This window comes from Peteryoungia rhizophila, assembly GCF_004912145.1.
Classification (GTDB): domain Bacteria; phylum Pseudomonadota; class Alphaproteobacteria; order Rhizobiales; family Rhizobiaceae; genus Allorhizobium; species Allorhizobium rhizophilum.
The window spans coordinates 301,000-321,606 of record NZ_STGT01000005.1 but is presented as its reverse complement, the minus strand read 5'-3'; the positions used below and the strand labels follow the sequence as shown (position 1 = coordinate 321,606).

General features: G+C 61.3%; 19 protein-coding genes, 1 tRNA gene and 2 riboswitches. Of the genes, 6 read left to right on the top strand and 14 right to left on the bottom strand.

Translation table 11 applies throughout. The features are described from left to right. The first annotated feature begins 97 nt into the window (after positions 1-97). Positions 98-172 (top strand) — tRNA-Gly (locus tag E9677_RS20530). A gap of 110 nt (positions 173-282) precedes the next feature. Here E9677_RS20530 and E9677_RS20525 read toward each other — a convergent pair. The 5 genes from E9677_RS20525 to E9677_RS20505 all read right to left on the bottom strand — a co-directional run bounded on the left by E9677_RS20525 (position 283) and on the right by E9677_RS20505 (position 5,981). Beyond that, a complete protein-coding gene (locus E9677_RS20525) occupies positions 283-1,293 on the bottom strand; it encodes an aldose epimerase family protein (RefSeq protein ID WP_136559914.1) in 1,011 nt (336 codons plus the stop codon). Between the two features lie 46 nt (positions 1,294-1,339). Continuing rightward, complete coding sequence (locus E9677_RS20520) at positions 1,340-2,524, bottom strand: vWA domain-containing protein (RefSeq protein ID WP_136559913.1); 1,185 nt, start codon at positions 2,522-2,524, stop codon at positions 1,340-1,342. A 90-nt stretch (positions 2,525-2,614) separates the two neighbouring features. Next, positions 2,615-3,544: a homoserine O-acetyltransferase MetA gene (gene metA / locus E9677_RS20515; protein ID WP_136559912.1), complete on the bottom strand. Its 930-nt coding sequence runs from the start codon at positions 3,542-3,544 to the stop codon at positions 2,615-2,617. 91 nt (positions 3,545-3,635) lie between these two features. Further along, positions 3,636-3,713: riboswitch (SAM riboswitch) on the bottom strand. Between the two features lie 1,141 nt (positions 3,714-4,854). Continuing rightward, positions 4,855-5,061 (bottom strand): DUF1737 domain-containing protein, encoded by a 207-nt coding sequence (locus tag E9677_RS20510; RefSeq protein WP_069042784.1) that lies wholly within the window; start codon positions 5,059-5,061, stop codon positions 4,855-4,857. Beyond that, positions 5,058-5,981 (bottom strand): HpcH/HpaI aldolase/citrate lyase family protein, encoded by a 924-nt coding sequence (locus E9677_RS20505; protein ID WP_136559911.1) that lies wholly within the window; start codon positions 5,979-5,981, stop codon positions 5,058-5,060. Before E9677_RS20505 ends, E9677_RS20510 begins: the two co-directional genes overlap by 4 nt. A gap of 110 nt (positions 5,982-6,091) precedes the next feature. Here E9677_RS20505 and E9677_RS20500 point away from each other — a divergent pair, with 110 nt between their 5' ends. Together E9677_RS20500 and leuD are read left to right on the top strand one after the other, a co-directional pair. Continuing rightward, positions 6,092-6,322 (top strand): hypothetical protein, encoded by a 231-nt coding sequence (locus E9677_RS20500; RefSeq protein WP_136559910.1) that lies wholly within the window; start codon positions 6,092-6,094, stop codon positions 6,320-6,322. A gap of 171 nt (positions 6,323-6,493) precedes the next feature. Beyond that, positions 6,494-7,099: a 3-isopropylmalate dehydratase small subunit gene (leuD, locus tag E9677_RS20495; protein ID WP_136559909.1), complete on the top strand. Its 606-nt coding sequence runs from the start codon at positions 6,494-6,496 to the stop codon at positions 7,097-7,099. Between the two features lie 58 nt (positions 7,100-7,157). On the opposite strand, the gene E9677_RS20490 is transcribed toward leuD, so the two are convergent. Further along, on the bottom strand, positions 7,158-8,090 hold the full coding sequence (locus E9677_RS20490; protein WP_136559908.1) for a pyridoxal-phosphate dependent enzyme: 933 nt from the start codon (positions 8,088-8,090) through the stop codon (positions 7,158-7,160). A 176-nt stretch (positions 8,091-8,266) separates the two neighbouring features. Between E9677_RS20490 and leuB the strand changes: the two genes are divergently transcribed. Together leuB and E9677_RS20480 are read left to right on the top strand one after the other, a co-directional pair. After that, positions 8,267-9,379, top strand: a complete 1,113-nt coding sequence (gene leuB / locus E9677_RS20485; protein WP_136559907.1) for a 3-isopropylmalate dehydrogenase — start codon at positions 8,267-8,269, stop codon at positions 9,377-9,379. A gap of 321 nt (positions 9,380-9,700) precedes the next feature. Further along, a complete protein-coding gene (locus E9677_RS20480; protein WP_136559906.1) occupies positions 9,701-10,573 on the top strand; it encodes an RNA polymerase factor sigma-32 in 873 nt (290 codons plus the stop codon). Positions 10,574-10,642: 69 nt separating this feature from the next. Here E9677_RS20480 and E9677_RS20475 read toward each other — a convergent pair whose 3' ends face one another. From E9677_RS20475 to E9677_RS20445, 8 genes are all read right to left on the bottom strand, one after another. Continuing rightward, on the bottom strand, positions 10,643-12,142 hold the full coding sequence (locus E9677_RS20475) for a M48 family metalloprotease (RefSeq protein WP_235883047.1): 1,500 nt from the start codon (positions 12,140-12,142) through the stop codon (positions 10,643-10,645). A gap of 249 nt (positions 12,143-12,391) precedes the next feature. Next, positions 12,392-13,135: a thiamine ABC transporter ATP-binding protein gene (locus tag E9677_RS20470; RefSeq protein ID WP_136559904.1), complete on the bottom strand. Its 744-nt coding sequence runs from the start codon at positions 13,133-13,135 to the stop codon at positions 12,392-12,394. After that, a complete protein-coding gene (thiP, locus tag E9677_RS20465) occupies positions 13,125-14,786 on the bottom strand; it encodes a thiamine/thiamine pyrophosphate ABC transporter permease (protein WP_136559903.1) in 1,662 nt (553 codons plus the stop codon). Before thiP ends, E9677_RS20470 begins: the two co-directional genes overlap by 11 nt. A 6-nt stretch (positions 14,787-14,792) precedes the next feature. Next, on the bottom strand, positions 14,793-15,818 hold the full coding sequence (gene thiB / locus E9677_RS20460; RefSeq protein WP_136559902.1) for a thiamine ABC transporter substrate binding subunit: 1,026 nt from the start codon (positions 15,816-15,818) through the stop codon (positions 14,793-14,795). A gap of 45 nt (positions 15,819-15,863) precedes the next feature. Beyond that, a riboswitch (TPP riboswitch) is annotated at positions 15,864-15,978 on the bottom strand. Between the two features lie 378 nt (positions 15,979-16,356). Beyond that, positions 16,357-18,186 (bottom strand): ABC-F family ATP-binding cassette domain-containing protein, encoded by a 1,830-nt coding sequence (locus E9677_RS20455; RefSeq protein ID WP_136559901.1) that lies wholly within the window; start codon positions 18,184-18,186, stop codon positions 16,357-16,359. Positions 18,187-18,190: 4 nt separating this feature from the next. Beyond that, positions 18,191-18,844, bottom strand: a complete 654-nt coding sequence (locus E9677_RS20450) for a thiamine diphosphokinase (protein ID WP_136559900.1) — start codon at positions 18,842-18,844, stop codon at positions 18,191-18,193. Between the two features lie 121 nt (positions 18,845-18,965). Beyond that, a complete protein-coding gene (locus tag E9677_RS25305; RefSeq protein WP_168801285.1) occupies positions 18,966-19,103 on the bottom strand; it encodes a hypothetical protein in 138 nt (45 codons plus the stop codon). Further along, the gene (locus E9677_RS20445; protein WP_112239686.1) at positions 19,067-19,357 is read right to left on the bottom strand and encodes a cold-shock protein; all 291 of its coding nucleotides are present in this window, start codon (positions 19,355-19,357) and stop codon (positions 19,067-19,069) included. Before E9677_RS20445 ends, E9677_RS25305 begins: the two co-directional genes overlap by 37 nt. Before the next feature lie 363 nt (positions 19,358-19,720). Here E9677_RS20445 and E9677_RS20440 point away from each other — a divergent pair, with 363 nt between their 5' ends. Beyond that, positions 19,721-20,560, top strand: a complete 840-nt coding sequence (locus E9677_RS20440) for an AAA family ATPase (protein ID WP_136559899.1) — start codon at positions 19,721-19,723, stop codon at positions 20,558-20,560. Positions 20,561-20,607: the final 47 nt, after the last annotated feature.

Genomic DNA, 20,607 nt, shown 5'->3' with positions numbered 1-20,607 from the left:
CCCTGTTGCATTTAAAAATCGGTTGGGCCATATAGCGCCCGTCGCCGCAAGACGGACGGCCCACGATCCAGACACTACCCCAGGATCGAGGTTATGAGCGGGTGTAGCTCAGGGGTAGAGCACAACCTTGCCAAGGTTGGGGTCGAGCGTTCGAATCGCTTCACCCGCTCCATTTTCTCCTCCTAGAATGGTAACTTTGTCACGATCCAAGCCAATGCGGCCTGATCGTTTCCAGTATACGACCGACTGCAGGACATCCTGCAGTCGACAGCTTTTCTGAAATCATGCCCTCGAAAACACGTAGTCCGTTTCCTGGCGCAGCACTTCGCCGGGCCGCAGGACCGCGTTCGGGAAGTTCGGGTGATTGATCGCATCCGGCCAGACCTGTGTTTCCATGCAGAAACCGGCAAAGGCGCCATAGCGGCGGCCTTCGAGGCCGGGAACGGCGGGTGCCACCTTGCCGCCGGCGTAGAACTGCACGCCCGGCTCCGTTGTCAGGATCTCCATTGTGAGCCCCGAGTTGACACTGCGCGCCAGCGTAACACTGCGCTTGGCCACACGGGTGCTGGAAAAGCAGAAGTTATGGTCGTAGCCGAGTTGCTCCCCATCCACGGCCAGTCGGATCGGTCGCATCTCGCGGAAGTCGAAGGCCGTGTTCTCGACGGGGCGGATCTCGCCGGTCGGGATCAGTCGGTCGTCGACGGGGGTATAGTGATCAGCCGCGATCATCAGGTCATGACCGAGAATGTCGGGACGGCCATCGAGATTGAAATAGGCGTGGTGGCAGACATTGGCGATCGTCGGCTTGTCCGTGACCGTTTCATAGAGGGCAGAGAAAGCACCGCCGGCCTTCAGCGCGAAGGTGGCGCGGGTGCGCGTCGTGCCCGGATAGCCGGCTCGGCCTTCCGGATCCGCGATCTCCATCACGACGAAATCCGCACCGTGATCCAGGATCGTCCAGTTCTGGCGCCCCATGCCGTCTGAGCCGCCATGCAGATGGCTGACGCCTTTTTCGTTGAGCTCCAGCTGGTAGGCGGTGCCATCCAGCGTGAAGCGGCCATCGCCTATCCGGTTGGCACAGCGACCGGGCGTCGCGCCGAAATAGGGCGAATGATCGAGATAACTGGCGAGATCCTCGAAGCCGAGTACCAGCGGTGCGTCGTGGCCTTCCAGACGCAGATCCTGCAACACAGCGCCAAAGGTCAAGATCGAGGCGGTGAGGCCGCCTCCCTTCAGGACAACCTTTTCGACTGCTTCTCCCGTTGGCATCACGCCAAACACCGTTTTCGTCATTGCGTCGTTTCCTCGCCTCTTATCATTGTCGTCTTATGTCTTCTGATCACCGCGCCAGTTCGCGGGCGGCGGCTTCCAGGCCACCGAGCGTCAGCGGATGCATTCGGTTGCCTATCAGGTTTCGAATCAGGCCGACCGACATCGTATAGTCCCAGCGTGTCTCCGGCAGGGGATTGATCCACAGATGCCGCCGGAAGTGGTCTGTGAGCCGCGTCAGCCAGGCCGCACCGCTTTCGGTGTTCCAGTGCTCGACCGAACCGCCTGGATGCGTGATCTCGTAGGGGCTCATCGCGGCATCGCCGACGAAGATCAGGCGGTAGTCCGCGCCGAATGTCCTGATGACGTCTTCAGTCGGCATGGTATCGGCATGACGCCGTTGATTGTCCTTCCAGACTCGCTCGTAGGGGCAATTGTGGAAGTAGAAGTATTCCATGTGCCGGAATTCGGAGCGCGCCGCCGAGAACAGCTCCTCGACCGCGCGAACGTGATCGTCCATCGAGCCGCCGATGTCGAAGAACATCAAGAGCTTCACGGCATTGCGACGCTCAGGCTGGGTTTTCACGTCGAGATAGCCATGTTCCGCCGTCGACCGTATCGTGCCGGAGAGATCGAGCTCTTCCGTGGCGCCTTCGCGCACGAAGCGGCGTAGCCTGCGTAGGGCCACCTTGATGTTGCGGGTGCCGAGTTCGACGCGATCGTCGAGATTGCGGAATTCTCGCTGGTCCCAGACCTTCACCGCTTTCCGGTGTCGGCTTTCGTCCTGGCCTATGCGCACGCCCTCGGGATTGTAGCCATAGGCGCCGAAGGGCGAGGTGCCGGCCGTGCCGATCCACTTGTTGCCGCCCTGGTGGCGCTCCTTCTGCTCGGCGAGGCGCTCTTTGAGCGTTTCCATCAGTTTGTCGAAACCGCCGAGCGCTTCTATCAGCGCCTTGTCTTCATCCGAGAGATGCTTTTCCGCGAGCTTGCGCAGCCAGTCATCGGGAATGGCACGCGCATCGACGCCGTCTGCCGCGCCTTCGCTCAGGATGCCGCCGAAGGTCTCCGAAAAGACTCGGTCGAAGCGGTCTATGAAGCGCTCGTCCTTCACGAGCGTGGTACGGGCTAGATAGTAGAAGCCCTCCGGATCGAAGTCGACTAACCCCGCCTGCAGGCCTTCCAGCAGCGCGAGATATTCCCGCAGTGTCACGGGAACCTTCTCTTCTTTCAGGCGCAGGAAAAACGGCAGGAACATCGAACAGGATAGGCTCGGTTTATCGGCGGCCGCATCCTGTCACAGAGCGGAGAGGCTGTCCCGACAAAAACGGCCTCGATGAAGCAGGCTTTAGCGCGTCACGCCGTTGCCGATTTCATTCAGGTCGTAGGGCGTCATCTGGTAAATCTCGTTGATCCAATTGCCGAACAGGAGATGCGCGTGACCGCGCCAGCGGTTGAGCGGGGCGAGCGTATCGTCGTTGTGCGGGAAGTAGTTGTGCGGCAGCTTGATTGGGATGCCGGCCGATTTGTCGCGGAAATACTCGTCGCCCAGCGAGGTCGAATCATATTCGACGTGATTGAACATAAAGAGGCGCTTCGCGCGCTTCTCCTGCACCAGGCACACGCCCATCTCGTCGGATTCCAGCAAGATCTCGAGCTCCGGCACCTTCTCGATGTCTTGGCGACGAACCTCCGTCCAGCGCGAGACGGGCACCTGGAAATCATCCGAAAAGCCATTGAGATAGACGGAGGACGGCGCAAGGTTGCGGTGGCGATAAACGCCAAACGCCTTTTCCTTCAGCGGATGCTTCGGCACCTTGTGGAAGTGATAGATCGCAGCCATGCCGCCCCAGCAGACATTCATGGTCGAATGCACATTGGTCTCGGTCCAATCGAGGATCTGCTCGAGTTCCGGCCAATAGGTGACCTCCTCGAAGGGTAGGGTCTCGATCGGGGCGCCCGTGATGATGAAGCCGTCAAACTTGCGGTGCTTCACCTCGTCCCAGGTCTGGTAGAAGGAGAGGAGGTGCTCTTCCGGCGTGTTCTTGGCCTTGTGGCCACCGACGCGGACCAGCGTCAGTTCGACCTGGAGTGGCGAAGCGCCGATCAGGCGCGCGAACTGGACCTCGGTTTTGATCTTGTTCGGCATGAGGTTGAGCAGGCCGATCTGCAGCGGGCGAATGTCCTGGCGGATAGCCATGGTTTCGGTCATCACCCGGACGCCCTCGTGCACGAGGGTTTCAAAGGCGGGCAGCGTATCGGGGATCCTGATCGGCATATTACTCTCGACTTTCCTTGTCACGACGGTTCGAGACCGCGGAAACAAAAATACCGGCGGCTTGGATATCGCCACCGGTCCTCGGAAAGTCTTCGAACTCGCCTCGGCCCTTTAGCGACTTATTTTACGTGGCTGCAAGCCGGCCGGCCAAATCACCACGGAACAAGCGCCTTTTACGCCTGTCGGAGACGCGAATCAATGGGGAAGGCGATGGATGCTTTGGCCCCTCATCCGCTCTCTGCGCCTGTCGAAGGCCGAGACGTTTTCCCCCGTTCGTAGTTGGCATGGCTTGTGACTGGATCCTCGGGTCAAGCCCGAGGATGACGGAGTGTGAGGGGAGCGAATAGTATCCTCCTCTTCAGTCTCCATCGCACAACGTCTGAGGAGAATACCTTGATCCACCCCAGAAGGTCGTCATCCCCGCCCATTTCCACGCCCTTACCCTAGTCCCCGTCCCGCCCTCGGATACACCTGACGATGCGATGTCAGGCGAGGCGGGGCCGGCGCCGGAGGTGAGCACTGTCGCAGGTGTGAGTTCCCGGCCCGCTGCAACGGTCTCCCTCCGGACGAGGGGCTGGTACGAAGGTGAAGGGGACGGATGCCCTCTTCACCGGATACCCTGATCGGAAGGACGTGCCTCAGAGGCACACAGACAAGGCGCCCACGCCGTCGCAAACATACCAGGCGGTGGGGCGAAACAAACGGCGGGGATGCGGGCTAAGTCGCAAATGACCAAAGCCTCATCCCCCGGGCGAGGGTCCCGGTCGGATTGGTGCACCATCCGGCGGGAACCTCCCGGGCCACCGGCCAGGCTGAAGCGCCATCTCGTATGACGCTGTAGCCGGACCCGCGCCCGGTCATTCTTTGGGACGAAGGTCCCGAAGACCGTCGCCGCCTTGCCAGAGAGACGCATGCAGCGGGAATAAACGCCGAACGGGGCGCCGGAAGGAGCCACATAAAACTACTTAGACAGGTTGCTTCTGGCGCCTCGTCCGAGACAAGTTTCAACCCCTCCGGAGGGAGTGATCCCGACCGGTGGCGAAGCTTGGGTTTTTTGACAGTTTGTATTGACCTCACCGCTCTATGGGAGCGTGAGGCGGAGGCGGGGTCGATCTCCCCCCTTGCGGGGGAGAAAGCGAAATCGAGGAATTGGCCCGATCAGGGCCAAACCTCCGATTTCGCAAGAGGGGGGCTCGGTGATCTGGGTACCCACGGAACGATGCCCCTCTCTTGGAAAATCTGAAGTTTAGGCGGCTTGCGCTCGCCTAAGCCTTCGATTTTCCGTTCTCCCCCGCGAGGGGGGAGAAATGCTACTGCTCGCCGAGCTTCATCGACGGATCATATTCCTTGCCATGCACGGTCTTCACCACGGCCTGGCCGCAATACAGCTTGTTCTCGGCAGCATTGAAGGTGTGGCTCGGCGATCCGTGCAGCTCCCAGCCCTTGTTCAGGGCGTCGGTGACGCGGTGGCAGAAGCTGGAATCGTCCGGGCCGGTGAGGAAACGATAGACTTTCATGGATGCTTGTCCTTTCTGGCGGTGATCAGGGCGACCTTGGCGAGAAGGCGTGCGGCCTCCTCGGCGTGCAGCCGCTCGATCATGCGCCCATCGATGTTGATGACGTTGAGGCCCGCATGGGCCGGGTCGGCGAAGGCATCGGCCACGAGGCGGGCCTCTGCGATTGCGGCCTCGGATGGGCCGAAATGGAGATTGGCGGGCTCGATCTGGGCCGGATGGATCAGCATTTTTCCGTCAAAGCCCATGGCGCGTCCCTGGGCGCATTCGGCCGAGAGGGCTTCTAGGTCGCGGAAATCGTTTGAAACACTGTCGATGACGTCGAGCCCGTAGGCACGTGCGGCAAGCAGGACCTGCATCAGATATGGCACCAGATAGGTCCGTCCCGGCGCGGCCGGAATGCCGGTCGCCTTGCGCAGATCGTTCAGTCCGACGACGAAAGCATCGAGCCGGCTGTCGCTCGTCCGGCCGGACGAGGCGATCGCCGCTGCGTTGAGGATGCCGCGCGGGGTTTCGATCATCGCCCAGATCCTGAGACCTTCCGCCGCAGCGTGCTCGCCGAGGCTATCCGCCACGTCCTGGACCGTCACTGGCTCCTCGACTTTGGGGAGAAGCACGGCGTCGGGTGATGCTGCAAGAACGAGGTTCATGTCCTCGCGGAAGTGCGGTGTCTCCGTTGCGTTGATGCGGATGATGCATTCGCGATGCCTGAGATCGGAATTTCTCAAGAATTCCAGCAGCTTGTATCGCGCGTCCGCCTTCCGATCTTCGGCTACCGAGTCCTCCAGGTCGAAGATCACGGCGTCGCAATCGAGGCCCGTCACTTTTTGCAGTGCCCGTTCGTTGATCGCCGGCACCGTGAGGACGGAACGACGGAGTCGAGAGGGATGGTGAAAGCGGAAGGATAATGCCTCTGAAGTCATGGCCGAGTTCTGGCAAGCTTTGGCCGACCACGCAAGATGACAATTGGGTGAAAGCCCCTTGCAATGCTGCAGAATAAGGACCACCTTGGCTGTCGAGAAAGGACACGATCATGCAGAACATCCGCTCCGCCGCCTATGCCATTGCCGGCCTCGCTTTTGTCGGCCTCGCCGCCGCTTTCGCGGTTTCGCTGACACTTGTCATTGGAGCCCTCCTGACAGTGACGCTCGGCGCCCGCATGCTGATGGGCAAGACGAAGCGCGCTCCGGTCTATGCCAAAGCGAAGCGTCGTGCCGACATGCGCGTCTGGGATGACGGCAAGGGCAAGATCATCGATCTCTGATCGAGCAAGGCTCCGATCTGTCACTCATCCGGCTCCGGGTGAGTTCCTTTTGCGTGCAGCGCAAATCCTGCGACCTTGCATCTGCCCTTTGCAAGAATCTCCTTCAATTTCTCATGGTTTTGCTCTATGGCCGGGACACCAACCCGCATTAGCCAGATCGAAGGCAGACTGATGGACAAGTTCGTAAAGCTCACCGGTGTCGCGGCACCGCTTCCGGTCGTCAATGTCGACACGGACATGATCATCCCGAAGGACTACCTGAAGACCATCAAGCGCACCGGTCTCGGCACCGGCCTCTTTGCCGAGGCCCGCTACAAGGAGGACGGCTCGGAGAACCCGGATTTCGTCCTGAACAAGCCGGCCTACCGCAATGCGCAGATCCTCGTTGCCGGAGATAACTTCGGTTGCGGTTCCTCGCGCGAACATGCTCCGTGGGCGCTGCTCGATTTCGGCATCCGCTGCGTGATCTCCACGTCCTTCGCCGACATTTTCTACAACAACTGTTTCAAGAACGGCATCCTGCCGATCGTGGTCAGCCCGGAAAATCTGGACAAGCTGATGGATGACGCCAGCCGCGGTTCTAACGCCGTGCTTACCGTCGACCTAGAAGCTCTGGAAATCACCGGTCCTGATGGTGGAAAGATCTCCTTCGAGATCGACGCCTTCAAGCGTCACTGCCTGCTCAACGGCCTGGACGATATCGGCCTGACGCTCGAAAAGGCATCTGATATCGCGGCCTTCGAACAGTCCAACGCTATCCAGCGCCCCTGGGCCTGAGACACGCGTCGGCAATGATTTAATGAAGCCGGGTGAGAGCCCGGCTTTTTCTTTGGCCTCATAGAAAGCGCGTTCGCCATGTTTCGAGGGCGGCGAGCGACACGCCGATCCCCCCGCAGACCTCTATGAGTGGTGCCTTGAAACGCGACAGCAGGTCGGCATGCACGTCGGCAACAGCAAGAGCCGCGCCGCAAGCCGGCTCGACCAGGATCCGCTGCGCATCAGCGAATTTCAGGCAGGCAGCGACTGCCTGTGCGTCGGTCACCGTGACGCTTTCGATCGGGTGCGTATCTAGCAAATCGAAGACATGTTGGGCGACCTGACGCGCGCCGAGCGAATTGGCAATCGAGGTGATCGCGGGCAGGGTTACCCGCTCCTTCGCTGCGACCGCAGCATTGAGTGAGGCCGCACCTTCAGTTTCGACGGCGATAACGGGGATCTCGCGCAGGCCGTTGCGGCGCAGGCCTTCCACGATACCGGCCAGCAGCCCGCCACCGCCAACGCTGGTAATGACGCAGTCGAATTCGGCACCTGATTTCACCACCTCATCGACCAAGGTGGCATGACCCTCCCAGAGCAGCGGATGATCATAGGGATGCACATAGGCTGCCTTGCGTTCGGCGGCGAGTGAAACTGCGTGAGCATTCGCTTCATCGAAAACCGAGCCATGGACCAGCACGTTGGCGCCAGTCGCCGCGATGCGGGCGCGGACCTCCGAAGATGTCGTTTCGGGCACGACGATGGTCACCGGGACCCGGAGTGCATGGCCCGCCACCGCGGCAGCGATCCCTGCATTGCCGCCGGAGGCGCAGAAGATTTCCTTCGCGCCCTTGGCGACTTCATGCTGGCAGAGAAGGCCAACGCCGCGGAGTTTGAAGCTTCCGGAGGGCTGTAACGCATCGAGTTTCAGCCAAAGGGGAAGGCCGCTGGCGCTATAGTCGGCGGCAGTTCTGAGCAGGGGAGTTTCGATATGGAGCGGAGACAGCGGCATGGAAACGGATCCGATTGGCAGAAGCGCTTCTTTTGGACCCGCGGCCGACCTGCGGTCAACGGTGAAATCCGGGCCTTGGTAGAGCTCGGACCGTACCGTTTCCGGCCTATCTCGCTTGAAAAGGCCCTGCCCCACGCGTAAGAAGCCGCGACTTCTTTTTTGAGTGGAGGGTTTCCATGACGGCTCGCAATCTTCTCCTGTTGCCCGGTGATGGCATCGGCCCCGAGGCCATGGCCGAAGTCCGCAAGATCATCGCCTATATGAACGAGGCGCATGGCGCCGGCTTCGTTACGGACGAAGGTCTTGTCGGTGGTTCCGCCTACGACGCGCATGGCGCGGCGATTTCGGAAGAAGACATGGCGAAGGCCCTGGCCGCGGACGCCGTGCTCTTCGGTGCTGTCGGTGGTCCGAAGTGGGATGACGTGCCCTACGACGTGCGCCCGGAAGCCGGTCTTCTGCGCCTGCGGAAGGATCTCGAACTGTTCGCCAACCTTCGCCCGGCAATCTGCTATCCGGCGCTCGCCAATGCTTCCTCGTTGAAGCCCGAACTGGTCGAGGGTCTTGATATCCTCATCGTCCGCGAGCTGACCGGCGGCGTCTACTTCGGTGAGCCGAAGACCATCACCGATCTCGGCAATGGGCAGAAGCGGGCTATCGATACGCAGGTCTACGACACCTATGAGATCGAACGTATCTCGGCCGTTGCCTTCGAGCTGGCCCGCACCCGCGGCAATCGCGTCTGCTCGATGGAAAAGCGTAACGTCATGAAGTCCGGCGTCCTGTGGAACCAGGTTGTGACGGCGACGCACAAGGACAAGTTCTCCGATGTGAAGCTCGACCACATGCTGGCCGATGCCGGTGGCATGCAGCTCGTGCGCGCGCCGAAGCAGTTCGACGTCATCGTGACAGACAATCTCTTCGGTGACATGCTCTCCGACGTCGCGGCCATGCTCACCGGTTCGCTCGGCATGCTGCCGTCCGCCTCGCTGGGTGCACCGGATGGCAAGACCGGCAAGCGCAAGGCGCTCTACGAGCCGGTGCATGGTTCGGCCCCTGACATCGCCGGTACGGGTGTTGCCAACCCGATCGCCATGATCGCCTCCTTTGCCATGTGCCTGCGGTATTCCTTCAATATGGTGACCGAGGCCGATCGCCTGGAAAAGGCGATCGCCAATGTCCTCGACAAGGGTATCCGCACCGGCGACATCATGGCCGAAGGTTGCCGCCAAGTCGGCACAGTGGAAATGGGCGATGCCATCCTCGCCGAATTCAAGGCTCTCTCGGCCTGAGAATACGCCTCTTGCTTGACTTCAACGGCGCGGTTTGACCCGCGCCGTTTTGCGTTTCCAGGCACTCCACATGCTTGTTATTCCGCTCAATCTCTCACTTCCACGTGATCATCCCTTGCCGACAGATGGTCGCACCCGCTGCGGCTAATCCGATGCCGCACCGGGCGCGTAGTAGAGGTCAGATAAGCAGATGAGAGCGACGCAACCACCACCGCGCCTGGCATTCTGTTGGAACCTGTCCGACGCTCAGCCGTTCAGGAGACAATGCCGGCAAGAAGGCCTGCGAGAGGCCTGCGGTCGAAGAGACCATGGAGATGTCCGATGAAAGCCACATCCGCTGACAGACACATCATCAAGTATGCCATGTCGCAGCCCTACCTGGAGCGTGAGGAAGAACTCGACCTTGCGATCCGTTGGAAGGAGCATGACGATCAGGGCGCACGCAATCGCATCGCCCAGGCACATATGCGTCTCGTGATCGCCATGGCGTCCAAGTTCCGCGGGTTCGGTCTACCGCTCAACGACCTGATCCAGGAAGGCTACATCGGCCTTCTGGAAGCCGCGGCTCGTTTCGATCCCGGTCGCGAAGTGCGATTCTCGACCTATGCCGGCTGGTGGATTCGCGCGTCCATGCAGGACTACATTCTCCGCAACTGGTCCATCGTCCGCGGAGGCACGAGTTCCAGCCAGAAGGCGTTGTTCTTCAACCTCCGGCGCCTGCGGGCCAAGCTCGCCCAAGGGGATAATCGTCTTTCCGACCAGGCCATCCATCAGGAGATCGCCTCTGCTCTCGGCGTCAGCCTGTCTGATGTCCAGTCCATGGATGCGCGCCTCTCCGGCAATGACGCCTCGCTGCAGACCCCCGTCGCTGGACGGAATGGTGAGGGCACCGAGCAGTTGGAGATGCTGGAAAGCAAGGAAGCGCTCCCCGATGAGCAAGTGACGTCGATCATCGATGGTGAACGCTGGCATGGATGGCTGCGGGACGCTATGGACCGCCTCAACGAGCGAGAGAGCCGGATCATCAAGGCTCGCCGTCTGACGGAGGACGGCGCGACGCTCGAACAACTCGGCGCAGAGCTTGGGATATCCAAGGAGCGTGTACGCCAGATCGAGACCCGGGCTTTGGAAAAGCTCAAATCGGCCCTGTCCGACCGAGCACCGGCTGCTGCGCGGTATGAGATGGCTTACTGATTGGACATTCAAAAACAAAAATAAAGCCGGCATCTGCGCCGGCTTTTTTGTTGTCGGAAGGTCGGCATTTCATTCCGAAATGATCTTCACCCGCGTGCCGGGCCTGACACTCGAGGTTGGACCCAGTGCATTGATCATGCGGAAGAGCTCTAGCTTGCGGTCGGTGCCCATCATCCGGGCAGACAAGGTGCCGATATTGTCGTTGGCGCCGACCGTCACCACACGGACGCGCAGCGGCTTCAGCGAAGCCGCCTCCTGGGGCGTGATGCGCCGGAAGGAGGCGCGCAGCTGGGCAGCCGTCGTTTCCAGCGCTGGACTACCCTTCGGCACTGCGGTCAGGAAGCGGAAGATCTGCGGACCGATGCGGATGACGGTAATGTCGAAGTCCCAGCGATCTGCAGACGCTCGTGCGGTCGCGGCTTCCAGCCCGTTGACGGTGATCGTCCGGATCGTGTCCGGCAGCAGACCGGTGACCCAGCCGCTCGAGATGTAGTTCGGTAGGCTGATCTTCTGATTATCCGCCACGCCGTCGAACCGGATCGCGACATCGCCTGGACCTGTGGCAAGGACGGCTTCGACCTTGTTGTCGATCTGGAAACCGACGGGCACATCGAAACGGATGCCGAGCTGGCCGTGAAGGAAGGTCTGGCCACGGACGAAACCTTCCTGCGGGCTATCGCCGTAGAGAAGGCCGTCGATACCATTCAGATAATACTCGCGACCCGTCTCGCCATGGGTGCCTTCGGGTCCAAAGGCGCGGGCATGACGCTTGGCGAGCTCGACGCGCTGCGGCGCGTTCGGATGGCTCGACAGGAAGTCCAGGCTCTGGTCCGCATCCGGATCGACCGAGGTGAACTGGCTGTAGCGCGCCATGGAGTCGAGGAAGCGGGCGGCGGCATAGGGATCATAGCCGGCCTCGCCAAGCGTGCGAACGCCGATGACGTCTGCCTGCAGCTCCTGCTGACGCGAGAAGGCCGCCAGACGTAATTTGCCGCGCGCCAACGCCTGCTTGCCGGCGAGATCACTGGAGAGAACCTCCGCCACGACACGACTTGCGATCACTTCCGCCTCTTCGCGGCGCTGACGTTCGATGCCGTGATTGGCGGTCACATGCGCCATTTCGTGGCTGAGTACGGCTGCGACTTCCGATGCGTCATTGGCAAGCGCCAGCAGGCCGCGCGTGACATAGAGATAGCCACCCGGCAGTGCGAAGGCGTTGATGGCGGGCGAGTTGAGAATGGTGATTCGGTAGGACTGGTTCGGGTTTTCCGAGACGGCTGTCAGGGCACCCGCGATGCGCGCGACGAGGCGCTCGGTCTTGGCATCGGAATATTCCCCGCCATAGGAAGCCACGATGCGCGGATGTTCACGTGCACCCATCTGAGCGCGCGGATCACCTTTCTGGACCTCGTCGACGATCTGCGGATTGCTGGACGGCGCGACAGATGGCTCATAGGCCTGCTCGAACAGAGACTGGCAGGAAGAGAGAGCCAGGCCCACAGAAACGAGCACGGCTACGCTCGACGCGAGCCTGAATGGCCGTCGCCGCCGATCCGCTTCGGCAGCCATTGCGCTGTTCCGGCTCAAAAACTGCATCCTGCCCCTTCACCCTGACCCCGGACGATCGCCGATTTGGCCGACCGCCGGGTGCAGCATCAATTACCCTCTGCCGACATCGTTTCGTATCGATCCGGCAGTCCTTCACATAGTGCGAAAACACCGCATGCTCCAGAAGATAGTCATGCCGGAGGAAATGACCAATGGTCTTGCCGAAGGAACAACTATTCCCGACGCGCATGGCAGGCGCGGGCGACCAAATTAAGGCGATTGGCGCGCAAAGGGGGGCTCACCGAGGAAGTTCTGCACGGCGGCGAGGTCATGCCTCTCGAAGAAGGCGGCCTTATCGGTAATTACGAGCACATGCCCGTCGTCGATGAAAACGACGTCGTCTGCCAGCCGTTCGACATCGCGCGGATCGTGGGTGACGAGGAGAATCGTGGCGCTGGTCTCGGTATGGAGGTCCACGAGCAGGTCGACCATCGCTGTGCGTAAGCCCGGATCGAGCGCTGCAAATGGCTCATCGAGCAGCATGACGGGGCGGTGGCGGACCAAAGCGCGGGCAAAGGCTACCCGTTGCCTTTCGCCGCCAGAGAGCGAGCCCGGCAGGCGACGCTCATAGCCTGCAAGACCGACGCGCTCCAAAGCATCGGAGATCGCCTTGCGATCGGCCGGGGTGAGGCGCATCGCGGGATGGATGCCGAGTCCGATGTTTGTGAAAAGATCGAGATGGGAAAATAGGTTGTTGTCCTGGAAGACCAGAGAAACAGGGCGCTCTGCCGGCGCCAGATCTGTCACGTCGCGACCGGCGATCTCGATCCGCCCACTATCCGGCCGTTCGAAGCCCGAGACGAGGTTGAGCAGTGTCGACTTGCCGGAGCCCGAGGGGCCGACGACGGCTGTGATCCGTCCGCGCTCGAAGCCGCAGTCGAAATGGAAGGAGCGGTTCCCCAGCGTCAGGTGGACGTCGTCGAGGCGGATGCTGGTCGAAGCTTCATCGCGCATCGGGTCTCTCCCGGCGGTTGTTCGTGGTTTCACGTGTTCCCGGCGCTCCAATCAGCGCCAGCACCAGGCAAATTACCCCAAGAATAAGGGCAAGCCCATCGGCATCGGTGCTGCGATAGCTGCCCATCCGGGCATAGATAAGGGCGGGCAGGGTCGAGATATTCTCGGAGCCGAAGAGCGCGACTGCCCCGAGGTCACCGAGCGAGAGTGCCATGGCGAAGGCCAGCGCCGTCAGCAATGGTCGCTTCAGGACGGGCCAATCGACGCGGCGCAGGCGCTGGGCGACCGAGAGACCCAGGCTTTCGGCAAGCCTGCCGGTACGCGCCCGGTGCTCGCGAAAAGCGGGTTCCAGCACACGCACGGCAAAAGGCAGTGCCATGAGCGCATTGATACCTGTGACGACGAAGGGCGCGAAGCTCGCGATCTCTCCCCGTGGTCTCAAAGCCAGGAACCAGCCGGTGGCGAGAACGCTGGTGGGAACAAGCAGTACCAGCGAGGATATGGAGGCGAGCGCGAGCGAAAAGACGCGGTTTCCGGTGTTTTGCGCGCGGGTCGTGGCGATCTCGGCACGCGCGGCGATCACGCCGTAAGCGAGCAGTGTGGCGATCAGCCCAGCGGCGAGAGCCACGCCCAGACTGGTCAAAGCGGCCTGTTGAAAGGCGGCCTGGGAGACAAGTCTGGCGAGATCCGCCTGGAGGCCGGAGACAACCACTTGGCCGAGCGGCAGAATGAGGAAGAGAGCGGCAAGCAGCAGGAGCAGTCCGTCAGCGAGGCGGACCAGCGGACGTCGTCCGTCGAAGCGCGGGAAGCGTCGACCGCTGGTCAAGCCGGTGTCTGACGCTGCGGGCAGGAGACTCAGGCCGGCGAGAATCATGCCCGTCACGGTGATCTGCAGGAGCGCCAGCGAGACGGCGCGCTCTGGATTGAAGTCGAAACGCAGCGCCTGATAGATAGCGACCTCGATCGTGGTCGCGGCGGGGCCGCCGCCAAAGATCAGCACGAGGGTGAAGCTTGTCACACACAACATAAAGACCAGGCCCGCTGCCCCGGGGATCACACGGGCGAGGACCGGCCACTCGATGAAGCGGAAGGTGGAAAGCGGCGAGAAGCCGAGGCTTGCCGACATGCGCCAGTATTCCGCCGGCACCCGCTCGAGAGCGGACAGCATCAACCGGGTGGCTAGCGGCAGGTTGAAGAAGACATGGGCGATCAGAATCCCCGTCAGCCCGTAAATCGATATGGGTTGGGCGAGCCCGAGCTCGGTCAGGACATCGTTGACGATGCCGCTGCGGCCGAAGATGCCGATGAGGCCGAGCGCGCCGATCAGGACCGGCAGACCCATCGGCACGGCCATCAGGCGGATCAGCCAGATTCGACCCGGAAAATCCGGCTGGCGCGCGAGTGCACTGGCAACAGCCAAGGCAAGCCCCACGGAGAGAATCGTGGAAAGGAAGGCCTGCCAGAGCGTAAATGACAGAACCGAACGGACGACGGGATCAGCAAAGGCGGAGAGCAGGCCGCCCGACAGTCGCCCCGCGAGCAGGGCTGCAAGCGCGACGCCGACGAAGCCCGCGACCACCAGCAGAACGACAAGGCCACCCGCGAGCGCGGGCAGCCTCTGTCGTCGTGACTGATGTAGCGGGCGGATCATACGATACTACTTCAGCGTCATGGCCTTGAGCCATTCGTCGATCCAGGCCTGCCTGTTGGCGGCGACTTCCGTCGGTGTCATCAGGAATGTCGACTTAGGCTGGACCAGCTTGCCGAATGCGTCTGGCAGAGGCTCTGACGTCGCCGCGACCGGCATCATCCAGTTGTTGGTCGGGATGGTATCCTGGAAGCCGGGCTCAAGCATGAAGGCGAGGAACTGGCGGGCCAGTTCCTTTTCCGGCGCATTTTTCAGAAGGCCGGCGACCTCGATCTGAATGTAATGGCCCTCGGAGAATTCCGCCGCCTGGTAACGGTCAGTTTCTTCGGCGACCATGTGATAGGCCGGCGAAGTGGTGTAGGAGAGCACCATCGGCGCCTCGCCCTTGGTGAAAAGGCCGTAGGCTTCCGACCAGCCCGGCGTCACTGTCAGAATACGGTCCTTGAGCTTGGCCCAGGCTTCCGGCGACTCATCGCCATAGACCGATTTCACCCAGAGCAGCAGGCCGAGACCCGGCGTCGAGGTGCGTGGATCCTGGATGACGATCTTCTGGGACGGGTCGCCCTCGACCAGGTCCTTCAGGCTCGTCGGCGGGGTCTTGATCGTCTCGGTGTCATAGATCACGGCGAAATGGCCGTAGTCATAGGGCAGGAAGACATCGTCGCTGAATCCGCCGGGTAGTTTCACGGCGGATGCATCGACGCCGTTTGCTTCAAACAGGCCGGTCTGCTTGGCTTCCTCAACGAGATTGGTATCGAGCCCGAGCACGACGTCTGCCTTGGATGTCTCGCCTTCCAGCTTGAGACGCGTCAGCAGCGCCACGCCATCGGCAACGCCGACGAATTCGACGGTGCAGGCGCAGGCCTTCTCGAATGCTTCCTTCACCTTGGGGCCCGGGCCCCATTCGGAAACGAAGCTTTCATAGGTGTAGACGGTGAGTGTCTTGTCGGCAGCGGCTGCCGGCATGGCGAGCCCGGTGGACAGAATGGCTGCGGCAAAGCCGGAGCGCAGAAATACGGATAGACATGACGGCATGACGCCCTCCTCCAAAAAACAATTGATATCGGGATAGGGCGCTTTGCGATCGACGCGTCTAATCCCTCCGCCGGTGTTAACCGGATCAGGTTCCGCGGGTTGGCGTGACGCCTCTCAGCATTCCGGTCACGAAAACCGGAAGGCACCCCGTTAGAGCAACCTTGAGATAGCGCGCCGTGCTTTGGAGTGCAAGATGGGGGACAGTTGACCGCATCGGCACACGCGCAAGGGAGTTTGGAAGGTGCCTATGCTAAACGGTCTGTGAGAAGAGGTCTCACCGGGAGCAAACGGATGCACGCCCCTCAAAGGGCCAGGGTAGAGACATGATGTTTATAGCGTCGTTTTTGATCTCTATAGCCCTCTATCTTTTGATAGATGCCAGATACGGTCTACGGAATACCAAGACAAACCGGTGGAATATGCCGAGTGACAAGAACAAGGTCGGCTATATTTGGCTTGCGCTATTGCTCGGATGTTGGTTCGGGTTTTTGTGGCTGCAGATTGGTTTGGCCTGAAGGCGGTGTGCTTGAGATCAGCCTTACCCCTCCAACTCCTCGCGCAGCATTTCGAGTTCCAGCCATTCCTCTTCCATGCGCGTGATGTCGGCGCGCAGCTTTTCCAGTTCGGCAGCAAGCTTGTTGAAGGTTTGGGGATCCTTGGTGAAGAGGTTTGGATCAGCCATCTTGGCTTCGCGGGCGGCGATCTCCTTCTCGGATTTCTCCATCTCCTTCGGCAGGTTTTCGAGTGCGAATTTCTGCTTGAAGGAGAGCTTGCCCTTGCTGTTTGCGCTGCCGGCCGGCTTGCCGCCGGTGGCCTCCAGAACCTTCACCTTCTCGGCCTTTTCCGCCCGCTTGCGCTCGTCCTCGACACCCTTGCGCTGGGCGAGCATGTCGGAATAGCCGCCGGCATATTCGATCCAACGGCCATCGGGCGCGTCAGGATTGGCAGGTGCGATGGTCGAGGTGACCGTGCGGTCGAGGAAGTCACGGTCATGGCTGACGAGGATGACCGTGCCGGTATAGCCGGCGACGATTTCCTGCAGCAGGTCGAGCGTCTCGATGTCGAGATCGTTGGTCGGTTCGTCGAGAATGAGCAGGTTCGAGGGCTTGGCCATGATGCGCGCCAGCATCAGACGTGCGCGTTCGCCGCCCGAAAGGTTGCGGATCGGTGTGCGGGCCTGTTCCGGCTGGAAGAGAAAGTCCTTCATGTAGCCGGTGACATGCTTCTGCTCGCCATTGACCAGGAGGTTGTCGCCACGGCCGTCGGTGAGGTAGTGGGCGAGAGTGTCGTCCGGATTCAGATCCTCGCGCTTCTGGTCGAGAACGGCGATCTCGAGATTGGTGCCGAGCTTCACGACGCCCTCGTCCGGTGCCAGCTGGCCTGTCAACATCTTGAGCAGCGTCGTCTTGCCGGCGCCGTTCGGACCGATCAGACCGATGCAGTCGCCGCGATGCACGCGGATCGAGAATGGCGCAATGATGGTGCGGTCGCCATAGGTCTTGGCGATCTTGTCGGCCTCGATGACGAGCTTGCCGCTTTCCTTGCCCTCTGTGGCAGAGGCCTGGATCGTGCCCTGCGGTCCCTTGTGGCCGCGGTAATTGGCCCGCAGTGACTGGAGGTTGCCGAGGCGGCGCATGTTGCGCTTGCGGCGCGCCGTCACGCCATAGCGCAGCCAGTGTTCCTCACGCTCGATCTGGCGACCGAGCTTGTGCTGCTCGATCTCTTCCTCTTCGAGAACCTGGTCGCGCCATTCCTCGAAATGGGCAAAGCCCCTGTTGAGCCGACGTGAGAGGCCGCGATCGAGCCAGACTGTGGCAGTCGAGATCTTTTCGAGGAACCGTCGGTCGTGGGAGATGAGGACAAGCGCGCTGCGGCTCTTCGACAGCTCACCTTCCAGCCATTCGATCGTCGGGAGATCGAGATGGTTGGTCGGCTCGTCCAGCATCATGATGTCAGGCTCTGGAGCCAGCACGCGGGCGAGGGCCGCGCGACGAGCCTCTCCGCCGGAGAGCTGTTTTGGATCTTCCTGGCCGGTGAGGCCGAGATGTTCGAGCAGATAGGTGACGCGGTAGGGATCGTCGCCTGGCCCCAGACCTGCTTCGGCATAGGCCTGAACGGTGGAATAGCCTTGGAAATCCGGCGCCTGCTCCAGATAGCGGATCGTCGAAGACGGATGGCGGAAAACCTCGCCGGACTGGGCTTCGACAAGTCCGGCTGCGATCTTCATCAGGGTCGATTTGCCCGAGCCGTTGCGGCCGACCAGACAGATGCGGTCACCCGGTTCGACCTGCAGGTCGGCGCCGGCGAGCAGCGGCGTGCCACCGAAAGAAAGCTGGATGTCATCGAGTTTCAGAATGGGAGGCGCCAAGGTTTCAGGCTCCGGAAAAATCGTAAGGGCGAGCGAGCAGCATGGCCCGGCCACGGGAAAGCGAGACCGAGATTGGCCCCTCGGCGAGGTTGGATATCGTGTGCGACGAGCCGAAGCGCAACCGGAAATCCTCAAGTGGATAGCGCGCGTTGCGGATCGTCAGGCCTTCAAGCGTGGTGAAGCCAAGCACGGAAAACAGCGCGCCCTTGGGCAGTTCGAGCGCAAGCTCGCTCTGTTCGACAAAGGGATAGGCTTCTTCCTCGCCGGAGGTCAGGACGACCTCGTAACCGTCTTCGACCAAGCCCAGCGCGTTCAGATAGTGCTGCAGCGCATGGTCGGATCGCTCGCCGCCGAGAGCGCCGGCGAAGATCAGCCGGGTGGCGCCGCGTGCGATTGCTTCGGCAACCGCGATCTCCCCGTCGGTGACGGCCTTGGCGGCCGGGTAGGTTCGTCGCTCGACATTTGGAAAGCGCGCGATCAGGGCGGCATCGCTGCTGTCGAAATCGCCGACCCAGAGCTCGGGTGTGACGCCGATATCCACCGCATGGCGCATGCCGCTGTCAGCCGCGATTACGCGGCTTCCTTCGGTCAGCGCGCGCAGACGATCAGTGACGGTCAGGCTGCCGCCGAGCAGAAGGGTGAAAGAGGTCGAAGTCATGGGCCAGCCCATAGCGCATCTTCGCCCAAAAGGGAAAGGTCAATGCGGAGGGTAAGGCACCTGCACCGGAGGGAAAAAGTCGCCCGGACAGACCTCTGCGAGGGGTCCGGGCCTTGCTTTCTCAGCGCTTCTTGGGGGAAGCCGCCTCGGCATTCTTGATCTGGGTCGTGAAGGTGGAAACCGGGGCTGCGGACGGCTTGGCCTTGTCCTGCTTCGGCTTTCTTACTTCGCGGTTCGAACGCTGTTGGCCTTTAGCCATGATGTGCTTTCCTTTTTCGGGGTGTTTGCAGGAGCCGGTGCCCGCGCAGATGTCTTGCTGCGGCTGGGATCAATGTCGGTTTCGGCGATGCAACGGTCGAAGCTCTCGCTTTCGAAGCGAACCCGGTACTGGCGGCTTCCGCCGGTCTCGGGGAGCGTTGCCAGCACCTTGCAGGCGCCATTGCTGCGGGCGAGGCGAACGGGGCCATCTTTCAGCGTCACTGTGTCGCCGATGGAATAGAGATGTCTGGACATGGGGATCTCCTGCAGCTGGGAGGCTGCGGTCGGGACAGACACCCTGTGACCTGCGGATCGGACGATCAGTCCTGCCGGTCTATGGGAGCCTGCCGTTATACGGGGCCTGGCTGCCGGACCAGCTGGTCCGGACGGCGAAAATTGGGTCGAGGAGAAGGTCGGTGATGTCCGGCGCCCGAAATTCCGTCCTTGCGGATGGGGCACTTGCAGACGGACACGCATCAGCGTTCATGGAATGCAGCCTGTCAGATTGCCGGGAAAATACAAGCTTTTTCTGGTAAGCGGGCGAAAGACATGCCTGCGCTTGCACCCGGTCACATGCGTCACTAGGTTGCGGCCGAGGATGAACGAGGCTCAGACGCGATGCAGTTTCAGGGGACCGCAGACTACGTTGCCGACAAGGATCTGATGGTTGCGGTGAATGCCGCGATCCGGTTGGAGCGGCCCTTGCTGGTCAAGGGTGAGCCGGGCACCGGCAAGACCGAGCTTGCCCGTCAGGTTGCGGCTGCACTCGGCCTCGATATGCTGGAATGGAACGTCAAGTCGACGACAAAGGCGCAGCAGGGCCTCTATGAATATGATGCGGTCTCGCGCCTGCGCGACAGCCAGCTCGGCGATGCTCGCGTCAACGACGTTGGTAACTACATCCGCAAAGGCAAGCTCTGGCAGGCTTTTGTCGCCCAGCAGAAATGCGTGCTGCTGATCGACGAGATCGACAAGGCCGACATCGAGTTTCCCAACGACCTCCTCCAGGAACTCGACCGGATGGAGTTTCATGTCTACGAGACTGGAGAGACGGTGTCGGCCCGTGTCAGGCCGATCGTCATCATCACGTCGAACAACGAGAAGGAACTGCCGGACGCCTTCCTGCGCCGCTGTTTCTTTCATTACATTCGATTCCCAGACGCCGAGACTTTGGAACGGATCATCGAGGTCCATTATCCCGGGATCAAGAAGACATTGCTCCGCAACGCACTCACCCAGTTTTACGAAATTCGCGAAACGCCCGGCCTGAAAAAGAAGCCATCGACTTCAGAGGCGCTGGACTGGATCCGTCTTCTGGTCGCCGAGGACGTCGATCCGGCGGACCTGCGCGGCGAGGCGAGGAATGCGCTGCCGGTGCTACATGGTGCGCTCCTGAAGAACGAGCAGGACGTGCATCTTTTCGAGCGGCTTGCGTTCCTGGCGCGGCGGGAGCGTTGATCCTCGCTGTCAATTCTCGAGGGTCGGTCGGGCCTGAAACCCGCTAG

What these genes read in the sequence shown, in the direction of transcription:
- leuD (WP_136559909.1), top strand. Translation starts at nt 6,494, where the DNA reads ATGGACAAGTTCGTAAAGCTCACCGGTGTCGCGGCACCGCTTCCGGTC.
- E9677_RS20500 (WP_136559910.1), top strand. Translation starts at nt 6,092, where the DNA reads ATGCAGAACATCCGCTCCGCCGCCTATGCCATTGCCGGCCTCGCTTTT.
- E9677_RS20450 (WP_136559900.1), bottom strand. Translation starts at nt 18,844, where the DNA reads ATGACTTCGACCTCTTTCACCCTTCTGCTCGGCGGCAGCCTGACCGTC.
- E9677_RS20470 (WP_136559904.1), bottom strand. Translation starts at nt 13,135, where the DNA reads ATGCGCGATGAAGCTTCGACCAGCATCCGCCTCGACGACGTCCACCTG.
- E9677_RS20525 (WP_136559914.1), bottom strand. Translation starts at nt 1,293, where the DNA reads ATGACGAAAACGGTGTTTGGCGTGATGCCAACGGGAGAAGCAGTCGAA.
- E9677_RS20475 (WP_235883047.1), bottom strand. Translation starts at nt 12,142, where the DNA reads ATGGCTGCCGAAGCGGATCGGCGGCGACGGCCATTCAGGCTCGCGTCG.
- E9677_RS20520 (WP_136559913.1), bottom strand. Translation starts at nt 2,524, where the DNA reads ATGTTCCTGCCGTTTTTCCTGCGCCTGAAAGAAGAGAAGGTTCCCGTG.
- thiB (WP_136559902.1), bottom strand. Translation starts at nt 15,818, where the DNA reads ATGCCGTCATGTCTATCCGTATTTCTGCGCTCCGGCTTTGCCGCAGCC.
- E9677_RS20510 (WP_069042784.1), bottom strand. Translation starts at nt 5,061, where the DNA reads ATGAAAGTCTATCGTTTCCTCACCGGCCCGGACGATTCCAGCTTCTGC.
- leuB (WP_136559907.1), top strand. Translation starts at nt 8,267, where the DNA reads ATGACGGCTCGCAATCTTCTCCTGTTGCCCGGTGATGGCATCGGCCCC.
- thiP (WP_136559903.1), bottom strand. Translation starts at nt 14,786, where the DNA reads ATGATCCGCCCGCTACATCAGTCACGACGACAGAGGCTGCCCGCGCTC.
- metA (WP_136559912.1), bottom strand. Translation starts at nt 3,544, where the DNA reads ATGCCGATCAGGATCCCCGATACGCTGCCCGCCTTTGAAACCCTCGTG.
- E9677_RS20440 (WP_136559899.1), top strand. Translation starts at nt 19,721, where the DNA reads ATGCAGTTTCAGGGGACCGCAGACTACGTTGCCGACAAGGATCTGATG.
- E9677_RS20480 (WP_136559906.1), top strand. Translation starts at nt 9,701, where the DNA reads ATGAAAGCCACATCCGCTGACAGACACATCATCAAGTATGCCATGTCG.
- E9677_RS20505 (WP_136559911.1), bottom strand. Translation starts at nt 5,981, where the DNA reads ATGACTTCAGAGGCATTATCCTTCCGCTTTCACCATCCCTCTCGACTC.
- E9677_RS25305 (WP_168801285.1), bottom strand. Translation starts at nt 19,103, where the DNA reads ATGGCTAAAGGCCAACAGCGTTCGAACCGCGAAGTAAGAAAGCCGAAG.
- E9677_RS20445 (WP_112239686.1), bottom strand. Translation starts at nt 19,357, where the DNA reads ATGTCCAGACATCTCTATTCCATCGGCGACACAGTGACGCTGAAAGAT.
- E9677_RS20490 (WP_136559908.1), bottom strand. Translation starts at nt 8,090, where the DNA reads ATGCCGCTGTCTCCGCTCCATATCGAAACTCCCCTGCTCAGAACTGCC.